Genomic DNA, 16,173 nt, shown 5'->3' with positions numbered 1-16,173 from the left:
TTTCCGCAAGGTCCCGCCTATGGTTAGCTCTTCACTGCAGTTTGCCGCCGGAGTGGAAGCTGGGCGAGCCAGGCTGGTATCCGATCAGGAGGTATCGGTTTGCTCCACAGGTAGCCCTGCGCGAGCGGGACGCCGAGGCGCCGCAGCTCCGAAAGCTGGGTGGGGGTTTCGACGCCTTCTGCGATAACGTCCAGCTTCAGGCTCTTCGCCATGCCCATAACCAGTTCAATGGCTGTTTCCCCGTGTGGATCGATGCCAAGGTCCTGGATGAAGGCACGGTCGATCTTCAGGGTCCGCGCAAATAGCCATTTCAGGTAGCTGAGGGATGAATACCCCGTGCCGAAGTCATCGATGGAAATGCCCACGCCGACCTGCCTGAGCCGTTCCAGTGTTTCCTTGGGCAGGTCCGGCTCATCCATCAGCACTGTCTCGGTGATCTCCAGGTGCACCGCAGCCGGGTCGATACCGGAACCCTGAAGGGCTGACTCCAGTACTTCGGGAAAGTCCCTGGCGACGAGTTGACGCCCGGAGATATTCACCGCGACTGACAGTCCCTGCGCCGCGGGCACACCGGCTCTCCACTGCTGCACCTGGCGCAGGGCTTCCTGCAGGACCCAGGTGCCGATCGGGATGATCAGGCCGGTTTCTTCCGCCACGGGGATGAACACCTCCGGGCTGATTGGTCCATGCTGCCGGTGATTCCATCGCAGCAAGGCTTCGAAGCCAACCGGAGCCTGCGCTTCGAGGTCCATGATGGGTTGGTAGTTCAGGCGCAGTTCGCCCCGGTCCAACGCCTGCCGGAGATCGGATTCCAGGTCCAGGCGCACACTGGCGTGCCGGGTCATGCGTTGCTCATAAATCACCGAGGCATCGCCGCCGGTGGACTTCGCGCGGTACATGGCCGTGTCCGCTCCCCCGAGCATTGATTCCGCGGTATCGTCAGGGCCGGCCAGGGCGATGCCAACACTTACGTTGAGGAAGACTTGCCGGCCCGCCACGTGGAAGGGCGCCCTCGTACACTGCCTGATCCGTTCAGCCAACAGTTTCGCCGACCGAAGCAGCATGTTCTCACACACCACAATGAATTCGTCGCCCCCAAAGCGGCCCACCATGTCACCAGGCCTGACCGCCGCGCCCAGACGCTCCCCGAGGAGTCCCAAAATCTTGTCTCCTCCCCCGTGGCCGATGCCGTCATTGACCAACTTGAACCGGTCAATGTCCACGAACATCACCACCGGCCGCGAACCACGGTCAAGGTAGGCCTGAAGCACCTCAGTAATCAGGTACCGGTTCGGGAGCCCCGTAAGGGCATCATGGCGGGCCTGCCATTCCAGGACCTGCTCCGCGTTCTTACGGTCCGTGATGTCCAATACAGTGTCCAGGAAACTGGTCGTTGCACCGTCCGGACCATGAACGCACCTGATGCGCGAGTGCAGCCAGCGGAGTTTCCCGCCCGGGGTGAGGATCCGGTACTCGAAGTCCGCCGAGCCGGCACCTGCCTCCAACCCCTGCCAGACGCGGCGGACAAGACCGCGATCCTCCGGGTGTGTACGCTCCAACATCACTTCCCTGTTCGCTGCCTGACCCGGCCCCAACCCGAACAGGCGCGCAAATTCCTCCGAATGCCAGGCCTGCCCCGTCCCCGCCATGTGCTCGACGCTTCCCACGTGGGCCATCTCCTGGGCGTCCAGGAGCCTGCGCCGCTCGGCCGCCGCTTCCTTTTTCAATCGTCGTATCTCCGTGATGTCCCGGGCGATCACCGAGACGCCCAGCTGCTCTCCGTCCTGGCCGTGAACCGGAGACACGGTCAACTCGACATCGACCAGGGAGCCGTCCTTGCGCCGCCACAGAGCATCCAGTCCCGTGACAAACTCGCCGCTGCGGATGCGGGCACCTACTTCATCGGCGAATTCCTCGGTATCCCGGCTGGTCAGGAGCGTATGGGTTTTCCCGATCGCCTCGGCGGCCGTCCAACCGAACATCCTGACCGCACCCGCGTTCCAGCTTGTAATTCTTCCGCTCAAATCACCGCCGATAATCGCGTCCCCGGAAGACTCCACCATCGCGGAGAACCGGCGCAGGATTGCCTCCGTATGCTTCCGGTCAGTGATGTCCTTGGAAATCGCCACGATATCCACAGGCACGGTGTGCCGCCCCGTGACCTTGCTGACCGTTCCATGAACCGGAAACTCCCGCCCTGTCCGGTGCCGCATCCACAACTCCCCCGACCAGGCCTGGCCGCGAGCAATCCTGTCGGCGATCTCCTGATCCGTCCCGCTCCGTCCCGGACCATGGAAATCACCCACGATCCCCATGTCCAAGGGATTCTGCCCGAGTGCTTCCTCCGCCGTGAATCCGTACAACCGTTCCGAAGCACGGTTCCAGTACGTGACCCGCCACTGGGAATCCAGGCCAATCACCGACTGTCCGATTTCATCCAGCAGCAAAGACTGCATCAGCAGTTCATCCGGATGCTCCCCAGCCATCAATCCTCCCGGAGGTCGATACGGCCCGCCACGCCTTACCTCTGTTGCTGAAGTATATGACCCACTGCGTTCTCCGAGATCCCCCCAAAACGGGGTGGATGGCTAATTTCTTTTGACATCGGTGGGGCGGGACGAGGCCCGGCTTCCAGAACCGTTGAGTGCCAACAAATCCAGCATCCCGAATGCAAACCATTCGATCGCGTTGTACGGTGGAAAACGTAGGGTGAAAAGACCTGCGGGCGCTGGGCCCGGGGGTACGGGGATCCCTTCGGAGGGGCCATGAGTGATCTGGGCACTGCCGTGATAGTCGAAGATGATCTGGATGTGCGGAACCTCCTGGAAGGGGTGCTCTGCCAGGCCGGCTTCATCGTCCACACTGCCTGCGACGGCCGCTCCGGAGTCCAGGCCGTGCGGGACCGAAACCCTGACGTAGTGACGCTGGACGTGGGTTTGCCGGACATCGATGGCTTCGAAGTCCTGCGCCGCATCCGCGGTTTCAGCGATGCCTACATCGTCATGCTCACCGGAAGAACCGACGAGATCGATGTATTGGGCGCGTTGCAGTTTGGGGCTGATGACTACATCACCAAGCCTTTCCGGCCGCGGGAGATGCGCGCGCGGATCGCGGCGATGATGAGGCGGCCGAGGCAGGGCGCTAATCAGCCGGGCGCGCTCCGGGACAGTGCGGCTGCGGCCAGGGAGAGCCAGGGGGTGGTGTTCCGCCACAATGGCCTTGTATTGGACGCCGGAAGCCGCACCACCGAGGTTGACGGGACGCCGCTGATACTGACGCGCAGTGAGTTCGACCTGCTGCATGCCCTCTTCCGCGCCCACGGTGCGGTTCTTTCCAGGCCACAGCTGATTCGGGCTGTCCGCGACGACGACCATCTCCCCAATGCCTACATCAGTGACTCCGACGAAAGGGCGGTCGAAGTGCATATCGGGAATCTCCGGCGCAAGTTACGCGATGATCCGGAGTCCCCGCGTTGGCTGCAGACCGTCCGCGGAGTTGGATACCGGCTGGCGCAAACAAAATCGCGGAAGATTCCCGGGTAAGGCCCCCTCCCGCTGGCACGCGCCGGGCCGGCAATCGGTTCACGCCGCGCAATAGCGCAGGCGAAGCTCCTGTATAGTCGCTTTCCCGCATTCCGCGACCGCCGGCAGGGTTGACACTGCTTCGGGCAGGGCGGCAGCGCGAATTTGCTCTTCCAGGCTGGCGGCAAGCCGGGCCAAACGCAGGGCCCCGATCATGGCCGATGAGACTTTGATGCTGATCACCGTGTCAAGGGCCTTCTCGCGGGCGTCGGGGTCTGCCAGTGCTGTTGTCAGGCGCTGGCAACGGCTCTCCCACATGAAGATGTAGTCCGCTGCAAAATTCCGGGCCAGAGGTTCCTTTACCTGGTCTTCCAGGCTGCGAAGGGCAGCAAGATCGAGCAGTGGCAGCTCAGCTCCCCGCCCTTGGGCAGCAGCGGGTTCCAAGCTGCTAAATGGGGACGCTGAAGAGGACATGAACCAACGTTATTCCCCATCTGTCCCCCGCGAGGCTGACTTCGGCAGATCTTATACAAATCCAGCGCTTTCTCTGCGGTGAACAAAAAGCCGGGGCAGTCCCATGGCTGTTCCACCATTGGCAGCCCGCGGTCAGATTCGGCCAGCAGCTAAAGTCGCCAGCCGACGAAGACCTTCAATCTTCATTCGAACTGCTAGCGCCCTCGTGGCGCACCAACAAACGTGAAACCCCTCCGCCCGCCGTCCTATCCATCCATGGACGGTCCCGCCAGCTATGAACTTAGAAGAGTGATTGCCCGGTTGAAGAGCGGGGTGCCGAAGCCTGTGGGCTGACCAGGCATGGAAGAAGGTTTTTGTTCAGTCACGGCGGGCGTGCTCTGCAGGACGGGATCGTCGGGCCCGGCGTCGTGCGCTGGTTGCCTCGTCACTGCGGCGCGGGCGCGGGTGCCGCTTTCTGCGGATGAGCAGGAACACGGCGGCTAGGGCGACGAGGATGCCGGCGCCGATGAGGTAAGGGGTGGCCCCGGTCCCGGCGTTCTGGATGATCTGCGGCAGTTGGCCGGGCTGGGCGCTGTTACCCGTGTTCGCCAGGGCTGGATCGGCGACAGTAAAAGGCAGTTCCGTGCCGGTGGCGGTTGTCTTTGTTGCCGGGTCGGTCAGGCTGATGTTGACGGTGTAATTTCCCGGCTGGAGTTTCCCGCCGAGAGTGGTTTCGACTTTGGTCTCCGAATGCGCGTAGATGGAGTCCAGGGTTACGGGAGCCTCTGCGACGGTTTTTCCATCGTGATCGTGGATAGTGAGGTTTCCGGCGGGTTTGAGGTTGATGTTGCCGGTGTTGGCTATGCCGATATCGAGCACCGAATGCTCTGCCGTGATCTTGTGTTCGGCGTGCCCGAATCCGAAGGCGGGCTGGAGCGGGCCCGGAACCCGGATGGATACAGCAACGGCCTGACGGACAATCTGGTTTAGGGCGACCGATCCTGAGCCCTGGATGGGTGCGTCATTTTCGAGGATAAGGCTGCTGATGTAGTCTCCGGGTGCGGTGCCCGGCGGAACCGTGACGGTGAAGGATCGGATGCTCGCTTGACCGGCGGGAAGTTGCAGGACTTGCCCAGGGTAGGACAACCAGGACGTGGTCCCGGACGGGTTGCTGTCGCGGTCCTTGGCGCCGAAGCCGCCGTTGATGATTGAGTAAGCGTCCGCTGCGTAGGTTCGCGCTCCGATGGGGCTGGTGCCGTGGTTTCCCAGTTCAACTTTCAGCTCCCGGCTCTGGCCCGGCTCCATGGTGAGGGCGAAGTATGAGCCGGCCTGATCCACAGGTTTGAGGCTGAGTTTGACCTGTTGCTGGTCATCGGCCACTGCCGACGCCACCGGCCACATGAGTGCGGCCAGGAGAGATCCGAGGGCCAGCAGTACCCTGACCGTCAGAATCCGGGTGCCAGGGCTGACGCCCGCAGGCATGGTCCGGGTCAGTCGCTGGCGGGACGGCAGGGGCATGTGTGTGTTCCTTCGCAGGGTGGCGGGGTGAAGACGGCCAGCAAGGCCGGTCACGGTCCGCTACTGATGGTCGTGGTGATCGTAGAGGTGTATGTGCCGGCGCGGGTATCGGCGGGGATGGTCAGGGACAGGGTGATGCCCTGGGTGTAGGTGCCGGCCCCGTACCCGGAATTGGCGTGCAGGACCATCCTGGGGCTGTCCAGTGGGCCGGTAGGGTTGAGGGCGGGCACCATGGGCCCGTTGACAGGGTCCACCGGTTGGCCGGAGGCAGCGGTCGGGGTTTCTACGGACACGATGGCCAGATTCGCAGCCGGGATAGCTGTTCCATTATTCGGGCCGCTGTAGGCCAGGGGTGATGCCTGTTCGGTGACGTGCCAGCCGGGACCCAGACCGATACCCTGGGTACCCGGGAGGACCGGAGGGGTGTAAAGCGACGTGTCGGTCACGGTAAGGACGGTGCGGCCGGTGGTGGTCCGGGCAGAATGGGAGGCCACGACGGTAGGAAGGGTCAGGGCGCCCACGGAGGCACTTTGGGCTGCGGTTGCAGGTATGGCCGGCACCACCGACACGATCGCGGCGGTGAACAGCACGGTCAGCACCGCGACCAGATGCTTACGTTGAGTGAACATGGATTTCCCCCTGATGCACTTATCGTATCTGCCGGACGCGTAAGTGGCGGGGCCTGGCCCGTTACCGGACCGGCCCCGCCACCCTTTTAGCTAGTTTGACTGCACGTTGTACCAGTGCGCCTTAGGGAGCGGCGTTGATGGTGGTGGTCAGCGTACCGGTGTAGGTACCGGCGAGGCTGTCGGCGGGCACAGTCAGGCTCGACGCGATAGCCTGCGTGTACTGTCCCACACCCGAACCGGCCGCCGCGGACACCACCTTCACCGGTGCGTCCAGGGTTCCACCGAGAGTGGGGGTGACGCCGGTCGCGGACCCGCTGACGGCGGTAACCGCTCCAGGAGTAACGGAGAAGTTTGCCGCGGGGATGTCAGCGTTCGTGCCGTTGCTGCCGTCATACACGAAGGATGAGACCTGCTGGGTGACTTTCCAACCGGCACCGGTGCCGGAGAGATCGTCCACTGCCAAGGTCCAGGAGCCGTGCCCGGTCGTAGCAACGTGGGACACGGGGACAGCGCCCAACTCTATACCGCTTACCGCCGCAGAGCGGTCGCCGCTGGTCACTCCCTGGGTGATCACGTCCGCAGCGAAGGCGGCGGGTGCGGCGAGGACGGCGGCGGCCGTGAGGGCGGAGACTGTAAGGGTCTTGATGGAAGTGCGCATGATGTGAGACCTTCTGTTCGGTGTTGCCCCGTGGCACCCAGCGTGCCCGTGGACATCGAGTGTCCCCTGCAGAAACCCCAGGGGGTCGCCGTTCTCGGCGAGGTTCATAACGACATAACGAAGCTAACAGCCCAGAAACCGCTTTAATCCGTTCCTTGGATTAACCTGCGTGAATGCTGAGGAAGTCCTCGCAATAGAGTTAGCCAAAGCACTTCCTAGGGCAAAGGAGAGCCCCCAACGCACCCTTTTGTACCGCCTGTTCGCGCATCCTAGCGCCCGGATAATCTGCGTTTCGTCAGCTACCTGCCGCAGAGGGAGAAGTCACCACTACCTACAAGGGCCGCAACGTCGTCGAACCCGGATTCAACCGGCTCAAGAACTGGCGCGGCCTCGCCATGAGATCAGACAAGACCGCACGCAACTTCCTTGACCCTGTTGAACTCGCCGCATCGCTCACTTGGCTAGGAGCGAGCTTTAGCAACGCACCCTAGTGCGCCCGGGAGCGAACCGACCTTTAGGATGGGGAGACAAAACCGCAGGCCAACAGGGGGTCCGCTTTGCCCGAAGACCAGTCAACGGACAATTCCGTGACCCGCCGTGAGGCAATGGTTGACAGGTTCAAGTCCTGGGCCCTCCCGGTAGCGGCGGCGGTACTCGCCGTGGGATTCGGCGTAGCGAGCATCACCAACGGGTTGGCTGACCGGAACCGCGCCACCCAAGCGACGGACCAGAGCACGGCAGCGGCCCAGAGCACGGCAGCGGAGGCGGACAAAACCCAGCCCGTCTGCGGGGTGGCGGACCGCGGGAGCCTGGCACCGTCGTCGGGGGCCCTGTTCGGGGTGAACCTGGATCCGGCCGCCAAGCCGCTGGCCCAATACGCCACCGAACTGGGGCACAAGCCCGCCGTGACCGTCTCCTATGTGGACTTCCCGTATACGGACCAGGACCGGACCAACCTGCAGCAGGCCGCCGCCCAGATCCGTAACGACGGGCAGATGATGCTGCTGACCCTCGAGCCCCAAAAGGGCCTCACCGCCATCACGCCCGACGCCATCGAGAGCCTCGTGAAGGACCTGGCGTCCATCAACGGCCAGGGCGTCCCCGTGGTGGTCCGGTTTGCCCACGAGATGAACGGCTTCTGGTTCCCGTGGTCGCAGCAGCCGGTGGAGTTCCGGGCGGCGTTCACGCAGGTGGCCGACGCCGTCCATGCGGGGGCGCCGGGCTCGGCGATGATGTGGGCGCCGTCCTATGCCGGCGGCTACGCCTACCCGGGCCGGGTGTACGACGTCCAGCCCGGGACGCCGGACTTCACAGCCTTGGACACAAACGACGACGGCGCCCTCACCATGGCGGACGATCCTTACGCCCCGTTCTACCCCGGGGATGCCGCGGTGGACTGGGTGGGCCTGTCCCTTTTCCATTGGGGTGGCACCTACCCGTGGGGTGCGAATGCGGTGCCTGAGCCCAACAAGTTCGCGGACCAGCTCACCGGCAACTACAACGGCACCAACGGGGACGAGCGGCTGCTCCCCGACTTCTACACCGAGTACGCGGTGAACCACAGCAAGCCGCTGGCCATCCCGGGAACGGCAGCCATGTACAACCCTGCCGCGGGCGGTCCGGCCGAAGCGGACATCAAGCGCGCCTGGTGGGAGCAGGTGTTCAGCGCCCGGACCCATGCGCAGTTCCCCAACCTGAAGATGATCAACTGGTTCGAGTGGGACAGGGACGAGGCTGAGGTGAAGGGCCGGGTGGACTGGACCGTCACCAGCACTCCGGCCATCCGGGACGCCTTCACTGCGGCGCTGCCAGACTGGCTCAAGTACGGCGCCGGGGCCGGCTGCCGCCCCGCCGGGCCCTGATTCACCGCTTCCGATCCCCCGCGGCTGATCAGGCCAGAACCACCGAAACAAACCTTGGATTGCCCTTGTGAAAGCGCATTCCCTGTGTTTGAATCGTTCCATCTTCGGGATTCGGGACACGTCAGCGGGGCTGCGGGGCCGCCATCCTTTCCCGGGCGCACCAGAACCATGGCCACCACTCCCGGCTGTTTTGTGGTGCGCACAGCGCTTTGTCACATCGATAAAGGGACATCCCTGAAGGTCTCCCCCAGAGCATTTTTTCCAGATGATTCGACATACATACAAAGGAGTAATGTGCGTGAAAAAATCGAAGCGGATAGCTGCTGCAGTGGCCGGTGCCTGTGTGATGGGGGCCCTGTTCGTCGTTGACCCCGCCAGCGCGAGTCCAGCGGACAATCCGCCGGCCCCGGACCTGTCAAAGCTCACCGCAGTGGCGGCAGCGCCCTCACCGGATGCGCACGCCTATTTCATCTCGCCGGCCGGAAGCGACAGCAACCCCGGAACACAGAGCGCTCCCTTCAAGACCCTGATGAAAGCACAGGCAGCAGCGTCGGCCGGCGATATCGTCTACATCCGCGGCGGAATCTACAACCAGTTTGAAATACCCGAGACCAACAATCCGTTCGAAGACGTCTACCACTACGTCAATGACATCTACAAGAGCGGGATCACCTACGCGGCGTACCCGGGGGACGCCCGGCCGGTTTTCGATTTCAGCAACGTTCCCACCGATCAGCGCGTGGCCGGCTTCTACATCGAAACGGCAGTGACGGGCGTGAACTTCGTAGGATTCGATGCCACCGGAGTCAAGGTGGGCCCCCAAAAGCAATCGGAGGCTTTCAGGATTGCCGGCGGCGCCAACTTCCTCAACATGGCAGCCCATGACAACGAGGCAATCGGCTTCTACTACACGTTGGACGGAACGGGCGTTGTCCTGAACAGCGACTCGTACAACAACATCGGCCCCACCGCCTTGTCGGCCGGAAATACTGACGGCTTCGGTGCGCACGCAAAGAACGTGTGGTTCATCAATGACCGGGCGTGGCACAACAGTGATGACGGCTTCGACAGCATCACGTCGGAAGGCCGGGTGGCCTACATCAATGACTGGTCGTTTGACCAGCATGGAAACCAGAACGGCGTGGGTGACCAGAACGGATTCAAGGTGGGCGGGTACGCGTACCGCACCACCGGGCTCCCTGATCCGATTCCGCTGCACACAGTTATCAACAGCCTGGCCGCCGATAACGGCGCCAACAACTTCTACGCCAACCATCAGCCGGGACAATCGGCGAATTGGATCAACAACACGGCCTACAAGCCCGGGTACGGCGCCAATTTCAACATGCTGGAGCGCGTGAGCCCAACCAGCCCGGAGAACATTCCGGGATACCGGGAGGTCCTGCACAACAACGTGGCCTTCTCCGGCCCGCTGACGTCAAACGACAACACTCCCGCGGAGAACGAGACGAACAATTCGTGGACGATTGATGGCGGCCTCAGCGTGGCTGCCGGAGACTTCGAGAGCCTGGACATGCAGCAGCTGACCGCTCCCAGGAAGGCGGACGGCGCCCTCCCGGACGTGACGTTCATGAAGCCTGTGGCTGGCAGCGCGCTGCAGAAGTACGGGTTGGGCTACCTCGCGGACAAGGGCGATCCCTTTGCGACGCTGGAGAAGCTGGTGACCGCGTACAGCAGCTCCGGAGACATTGATAACCAGGGCCTGCGGGACAGCCTCGTGAGCAAGCTTCAGGACCATGAGCTGGCCGCCTTTACCCAGGAACTGAAGGCACAGCGGCAAAAGCACGTCAGTGACTACGCCGTGGATACCTTGACCCTGGTGGCGGACGCGCTGGCGTCGTAAGAGTTGCCCGCCTGCAACCGCGGCGGGACGTTGTCCGGGACGCATCGCACAGATGCGTTCCGGACGGTTGCACTCGGCCAAGGCCAGTGGAGCAGGCCCCCACGGGCTTCACCTCACGGCTGCAGCAGGCCGTTGACGACGACGGCACCGGCCTTCAGGACGGCGGCGACGGCGGGTGCCAGCACATCGAGCAACGGTTCCGCGGCTGCCCAGTCGCCCCGGAAGACCAGCGCCTCCATGGCCTCGGCGAGCGCCGCCAGCTGCAGGGCGCCCACCATGGTGGACGTGACCTTGAGGCTGAGTGCCCGGTCCATGGCGGTGTCCCCGTCGCCGCCGCGGACGGCGTTGCGGACCTTGGCCAGCCGGTCCGGCAGCAGCTCCAGGTAGGTGCCCAGGAAGGCGTGCGCCCCGGCGGGGCTGTCCAGCTCCTCCCCCAGGTGGCGGACGCACCGCGGGTCCAGGACCGGAAGCTCCAGGGCTGAGGGGTCCAGCACGGAAAGGTGCGCGCCCACGCGGACCACCGCCCGTCGTCGTGATACTCCTCATCCAGCCCGTGCGGGGTCTTCTCCCATTTGTGCGGACTGGAGAGCATCTGCCAGGCCGCACGCCAGGCGGCCACGGCGTGCAGCACCCAGTACGCCGGGTTCAGCAGCGCGAAAATGGCGATCCGCCAGCCGTGCCGCCGCCAGGTGGCGGTGCCGGACACCAGGATCATCATGGCGTTGCCGAACAGCATGGACACCACGCCGCCGGCCAGAAGCCATTCGGGCAGCACCAGGCCCACGAAGTTGTAGCCCACATAGGTGACGATGGTGAAGCCGAGCACCAGCGGGATCAGGCCCAGGAAGCCGACGGCGCCCGCCACCCCGGTGCGCTTGACGTACCGGACGGTGTTGCGGGTGTTCACGGCCGCGGTGACCATGTACCCCTTGATCCAGCGGGTGCGCTGCTTGATCCACGCGGGCACCTGCGAGCAGGCTTCCTCCCAGGTGGTGGAGTTGATGACGCCCACCCGGTAACCTTCGACGGCGGCGCGGAGCCCCAGGTCCGCATCTTCCGTGACGTTCCAAGGATCCCAGGCGCCCACCAGGCGCAGCAGCCGGGTGTCGAAGTGGTTGGACGTGCCGCCCAGCGGCAGCGGAATGCCGGAACGGTCCAGGCCCGGGAGCATGGAATCGAACCAGTGGGTGTATTCGATTGCGAAGAGCCGGGTGAGGACGTTCTGGTCCGCGTTGAAGTAGTTCAGGGCGGCCTGCACGCAGATCAGCGGGCGGCGGTCCGGGGCCAGGTAGCGCCGCTCGAAGGCGTCCTGCCGGAACGCATCAATGGCCGCGCGGAGCTGGCCCGGGTCCGGCCGGTCCTCGGCGTCGTAAATCACCACGTACTCGCCGCGCGCGAAGGTGAGGCCGTAGTTGCATGCCCGGGGCTTGGTCTGCGGCTCGCCGCGGGGCACCACCAGGATCCGCACGTACTCCCGCGGCCGGGAGCGCTTGGCGGCCTCGATGGTCTCGGTATCGTCCTCTTCCAGCAGCACCAGCAGCCGTAGGGGGCGCTGGTGCCCACGCCGTATTCGATGTCCTTGCTGGAGACGGTGCGGAAGCCTGCGAGCCGGAGCGGGGCGTCGTTGTCGCGTTGGAGGGAGCACGCCAGCGTGGCTGCGTTGATGGTGTTTTGCTGGGCGGTAGCGCCGGCGTCGAACGCGATGGGAAGGGTGCTGCCCAGTACTTGGGGGAAGCGGGCGAAGCCGGGCTTGATGGAGTGGCCGCGCTGGGCGGTGAGTTTGCTGCCGGTGGTGTCCACGGTGAGTTCCATGGGGAGCAGGCCGGCGGGGCCGGAGCAGTCGCCGCCGGCGGGGAGGGCGGTGAGCCGCAGGCGGAGGCCGTTGCGGGACTGGATGTGGCTGGCGGGGTTGTCCGCGGTGATGTCGAAGGTGTCGCCGTCCAGGGTTTGGGAGCTGAGCAGGTAGTCGTTCCAGTAGACGGAAAGCGCGGCCTGGCCGCCGGTGGGGACGGCGGTGTGGGTGCCGCGGAGCTGGAGGCTGATGGCGGCGACGGGTGGTGGGAACAGATGTTCAGCGCCCAGACGCACGCGCAGTTCCCCAACCTGAAGATGATCAACTGGTTCGAGTGGGACAAGGACGAGGCTGAGGTGAAGGGCCGGGTGGACTGGACGGTTACAAGCACACCGGCCATCCGGGATGCCTTCACCGCAGCGCTGCGGACTGGCTGCGCTGCGCTACGGGTCCGGGGCCACCTGCCGCCCGGCCGGCTCATAGCTGGGGCCTAGGACGTGAGGGCACCGCTCACGGGTGGACCAGGGCGTTGACGACGGCGGCGCCGGCCGCCCGGACGGCCGCGACGGCGGGTGCCAGGACATCCAGCAACGGTTCCGCGCCAGGCCAGTCGCCCCGGCACACCAGGGCCTCCATGGTCCCAGCCAAGGCCGCCAGTTGCAGGGCCCCCACCATGCTGGACGTGACTTTCAGGCTGAGCGCCCGGTCCATGGCGGTGTCCTCATCGGCCGTGCGGACCGCGGCGCAAACTGACGCCAGCCGGTCGGGCAGCAGGTCCAGATACGACGCCATGAACGCCAAGGCCCCGGAAAGGCTCTCCAACTCCTCCCCCAGGACGCCGAGGCACCGCGGATCCAGGACCGGAAGGTCCAGCGCGGGAAAGTGGGCGCTCACGCGGGGTGGATGCCGCTGACCGGCGCATCGAGGACGGGCGCTCCGCGGGGCGGGACGGCCGCAAGCGGGGCGCAAGTGCGGGCATCGATCCGTGCCTGGAGACGTAAAAGCATGACTCCACCTTGCCGTGCCTCACACAATTTTCCGTGTGGGCTGATCTCAAGGTTGGCTCAAGATGCGGCGTCCTGGAAGTTCAGCGCCGTCTTGTAGGCCGCGGACTGGCGTCCTAGCGTTCCAACGCCATGAGTACCACACCGATGGTGGCGACCGCCAGAGCGGCAAGTGCCACATAGGAGATGAAACGCAGTCTGCGCTGCCGAGCATCCCGCTTCGAATAACGAACGTCGTAACTTCCCCCGTAGCGGCCCATGGGCAGAGGATAAGGAGCCAACCTGAAGGTTGCTCAAGGACAGGCCGTTTGTTACGAAGCGTCGTGGCTGTTGCGCCAGTTCCCTGGAGCCGCTTGATGAACCAGCGGGACTGTTCGGGGCCGTACGGCAGGACGGGGATGGCCGTGGTGGCGTAGGCGGTGGGCTCCACTGCCAAGAGCACTGCCACCGTTGCGGTGGGCGTCATCATGGTGATCAGCGGCCTCATCACCTCAGACGGCGCAGGTACAATCGTCTGTGGCGCGTGAGCTACAATCAAGCCGGTCTATCTGGGAATCGGTGCGGCGATAACCCATGGTGTCTACCAAACGGACTTTCCTGCACCGGGATCCAGCTTCGTGACTGTGAGCGTGCTGACCGGGTCACGCTCCGGGTTCGCCTCTACCACCGCTTTCGGTTACCCTGCCGTGGTGAACCTTACGACGGCAACTGGGGAAACGGTAGCCCAGAATCCTAACTAGACTTCCTGAGTCACAGCCGCGGCATTCTCCCGTTCGACCCCAATTCCCGCTGGGCGGCCAAACGAGCGGACGAATGCCGGCCAGCGCGGGCTCTTGCTCGCGGCTCCTTCCTTAACGAAAAGGTACGCCAGCAGGATTACCGAAAGATAAGCCATCGACTGGAGCAGCGACCCGCGCAAGAGGATCAGCATGTAGAAGGGAAGAATCGAACCCAACACCCCAGGCACTGAGCTTGTCTGCAGCGTGAGTTCGGTCGTGCGGTCCAACCGGCGGACGATAACTCCGACTAAGACCATACCAAGTAACAAGGCCACCCATCCCCCGTTAACAAGGAGCTCCCCCCAGAGCGGAGCAGACAGATTGCGGAAATCATACAACTTGAAGTCCGCAAGCAGGGAACCTGTGTCGACAGGTTTGCCAGGCCAGACACTTCGGGGCAGCCAGAAGAACAGCACGCCGAGCATTTGGCTGCCCCAAGTGTGCCCGTAGCTGTCCACGTATTCAATGGAATTGGTGACCTGTGACCAGCTATCAAAGTCGCCGCTGAGCATGGCTTCCAAGGGGTTCTGGGACTTCGCATTGGGGGTCAACGACGTGCGGAACATGTCCATGATCGGGAAAAGGTAGACCATTCCGAAGATGGCCGCCAGCGCCCCAATTCGGAATCTTCCCAGAGTGGAGAAAGCACCCATCGAAGCTAGCAACGCCAAAAGCACCGTACCGAATACATAGCGGGGGCTGCTGATCGGGTTCACGCAGATCAAGAGGCAGACCCCAGCGACGAGCGGTAGGAGTACGGCAACACGCTCACCAGCGGCTTTCCGCGCCTTAGCTACATGGATCTGAGCAACAACGGCAACGAGTAGACCCATCTGCGCAGCACCGGAAACAAGAGTCGCTGTGCTCCGGTCAGGCCAGGCAACTCCTCGTATGAAGTCAAGCTGCAAACGGCTGACGAACAGGTTCGCGACGCCGAGCTTGGATGCGTAATACGCGAAGATAAGGATCACCGCCAAAGTGAGGACATTAACTTTGCGGCTGTTGAGTTCCCTCAGCTTGAGAGCCATGTCCTCCGGCTTGCCCCGGAACAGCCACGCAGTTAGGAACGCAAGGCACCCTACGAGAACGACGGCCGTGGTTTGCCAGTCCAGGTCGTGGTTAATATTTACGGCCGTGTTCGTGTCTTGACCCAGCCGAAGCTGGATCATGGGCGCCACACCGAGGAATACGTAGACGAAAAGCCAGAACGTCATTGAGAACAACTGACGTGCCCGTGACGCGAGCACCACTGAGTAGGCGCAGGCGGAAAAGATCGTGACGAGCAGCGGCCCCACGTAACGCCCATCGGAGCTGTCATAAGGGGTTCCAAAGGTGATGAGGATAGGAGCGATCACGCTAAGGAACAGGGCTGCGACTGTTGCCAGCGCGGGATTTGACGAGCCTACTGCCTTGCCGGCATGCGTGAGTGCTGACGTTTTCCCCAACATCTGTGCCCCTTAGATCGTGATTAGCTGCCTGCCTCTGGGATGATGAACCCCATGAAACGCGCCCGACTGGCTGCCCCTGAGCCGGCTGTCGCCTCTGCCGTAGCCGGCCTTGCTGGCCTCTGCCTGCTAATCGTACCGTCGCCATCATCCTCGTCGATAAGCGCGGCCTTGGCTGTGGTCACCTTTGTCGTTGCTGGCGTTGCCCACCGCCAGTCTGAAGAAGAATCAGGTGCCCGTACGACGGCAAAGGGCCCGGACGATGATAAGCGACGTGGTGTTGGCAGAATTAGTCATCGGCGCGGGGACTATGTAGTGGCCGGGAGCTCTTCCGCATAGACGACCTAGCGGAGCGCGGTTTCTACGCGCTCCGCCATGGGCGTGTGGCCGCCGTCATTCACGTGCCCCTTGTCTGCAATGACCTTCGAAGGGTCAATGACATTGGGTTCGATCAGGCAGACGTACTTCGCATTGACGGAAGCGGCCGCGTCCTGCACGGCCCTGTCCAGACTGACGACAGGTCACCCAACTCCACATCAGCGACTTGTAAGCGAGCTTTGCCCCGTTCTTCCTCGGTGCTCTCAAAGTTCTCAGGCCTCCCGGAAGGCTAGCATCGAGCCTGGGTTGGCGGACGTCTGTCGAAGCTAG

Annotated in this window: 13 protein-coding genes and 1 pseudogene; 4 read left to right on the top strand and 10 right to left on the bottom strand. The window is 63.6% G+C overall.

Annotated features, from left to right (window positions below):
- Positions 1-23 precede the first annotated feature (23 nt).
- Positions 24-2,486: an EAL domain-containing protein gene (locus QF050_RS08640; protein WP_308930076.1), complete on the bottom strand. Its 2,463-nt coding sequence runs from the start codon at positions 2,484-2,486 to the stop codon at positions 24-26.
- 279 nt (positions 2,487-2,765) lie between these two features.
- Between QF050_RS08640 and QF050_RS08635 the strand changes: the two genes are divergently transcribed.
- Positions 2,766-3,542, top strand: coding sequence for a response regulator transcription factor (locus tag QF050_RS08635; RefSeq protein WP_308930075.1), 777 nt, complete (start codon positions 2,766-2,768; stop codon positions 3,540-3,542).
- Positions 3,543-3,581: 39 nt separating this feature from the next.
- On the opposite strand, the gene QF050_RS08630 is transcribed toward QF050_RS08635, so the two are convergent.
- The 4 genes from QF050_RS08630 to QF050_RS08615 form a co-directional block, all read right to left on the bottom strand.
- Positions 3,582-3,995, bottom strand: coding sequence for an Hpt domain-containing protein (locus QF050_RS08630; RefSeq protein WP_308930074.1), 414 nt, complete (start codon positions 3,993-3,995; stop codon positions 3,582-3,584).
- A 357-nt stretch (positions 3,996-4,352) separates the two neighbouring features.
- Positions 4,353-5,492 carry a WxL protein peptidoglycan domain-containing protein gene (locus QF050_RS08625; protein ID WP_308930073.1) on the bottom strand — a complete coding sequence of 380 codons (1,140 nt, stop codon included), beginning with the start codon at positions 5,490-5,492 and terminating at the stop codon, positions 4,353-4,355.
- Positions 5,493-5,542: 50 nt separating this feature from the next.
- Complete coding sequence (locus tag QF050_RS08620; RefSeq protein ID WP_308930072.1) at positions 5,543-6,121, bottom strand: hypothetical protein; 579 nt, start codon at positions 6,119-6,121, stop codon at positions 5,543-5,545.
- A gap of 121 nt (positions 6,122-6,242) precedes the next feature.
- Positions 6,243-6,779, bottom strand: coding sequence for a WxL domain-containing protein (locus tag QF050_RS08615; protein WP_308930071.1), 537 nt, complete (start codon positions 6,777-6,779; stop codon positions 6,243-6,245).
- 587 nt (positions 6,780-7,366) lie between these two features.
- Between QF050_RS08615 and QF050_RS08610 the strand changes: the two genes are divergently transcribed.
- Together QF050_RS08610 and QF050_RS08605 are read left to right on the top strand one after the other, a co-directional pair.
- A complete protein-coding gene (locus QF050_RS08610; RefSeq protein ID WP_308930070.1) occupies positions 7,367-8,641 on the top strand; it encodes a glycosyl hydrolase in 1,275 nt (424 codons plus the stop codon).
- A gap of 298 nt (positions 8,642-8,939) precedes the next feature.
- Positions 8,940-10,505, top strand: a complete 1,566-nt coding sequence (locus QF050_RS08605; RefSeq protein ID WP_308930069.1) for a DUF1565 domain-containing protein — start codon at positions 8,940-8,942, stop codon at positions 10,503-10,505.
- A 113-nt stretch (positions 10,506-10,618) separates the two neighbouring features.
- On the opposite strand, the gene QF050_RS08600 is transcribed toward QF050_RS08605, so the two are convergent.
- Both QF050_RS08600 and QF050_RS08595 read right to left on the bottom strand, forming a co-directional pair.
- Complete coding sequence (locus QF050_RS08600; RefSeq protein WP_308930068.1) at positions 10,619-10,999, bottom strand: Hpt domain-containing protein; 381 nt, start codon at positions 10,997-10,999, stop codon at positions 10,619-10,621.
- A gap of 302 nt (positions 11,000-11,301) precedes the next feature.
- Positions 11,302-12,039 (bottom strand): annotated as a pseudogene (locus tag QF050_RS08595) (glycosyltransferase family 2 protein); the annotation flags it as partial.
- Between the two features lie 533 nt (positions 12,040-12,572).
- On the opposite strand from QF050_RS08595, the gene QF050_RS08590 reads away from it, so the two are divergent.
- Positions 12,573-12,791, top strand: coding sequence for a hypothetical protein (locus QF050_RS08590; protein ID WP_308930067.1), 219 nt, complete (start codon positions 12,573-12,575; stop codon positions 12,789-12,791).
- A 16-nt stretch (positions 12,792-12,807) separates the two neighbouring features.
- Here the strand turns inward: QF050_RS08590 and QF050_RS08585 are convergent, their stop codons facing one another.
- From QF050_RS08585 to QF050_RS08575, 3 genes are all read right to left on the bottom strand, one after another.
- Complete coding sequence (locus QF050_RS08585) at positions 12,808-13,191, bottom strand: Hpt domain-containing protein (protein ID WP_308930066.1); 384 nt, start codon at positions 13,189-13,191, stop codon at positions 12,808-12,810.
- A gap of 846 nt (positions 13,192-14,037) precedes the next feature.
- Entirely contained in the window at positions 14,038-15,528 is a 1,491-nt protein-coding gene (locus QF050_RS08580) for a hypothetical protein (RefSeq protein ID WP_308930065.1), read from the bottom strand.
- Positions 15,529-15,869: 341 nt separating this feature from the next.
- The gene (locus QF050_RS08575) at positions 15,870-16,022 is read right to left on the bottom strand and encodes a hypothetical protein (protein ID WP_308930064.1); all 153 of its coding nucleotides are present in this window, start codon (positions 16,020-16,022) and stop codon (positions 15,870-15,872) included.
- Between the last annotated feature and the right edge of the window lie 151 nt (positions 16,023-16,173).

Source organism: Arthrobacter sp. SLBN-112 (assembly GCF_030944625.1).
Classification (GTDB): domain Bacteria; phylum Actinomycetota; class Actinomycetes; order Actinomycetales; family Micrococcaceae; genus Arthrobacter.
This window is presented reverse-complemented; position numbering and strand designations above follow the sequence as displayed.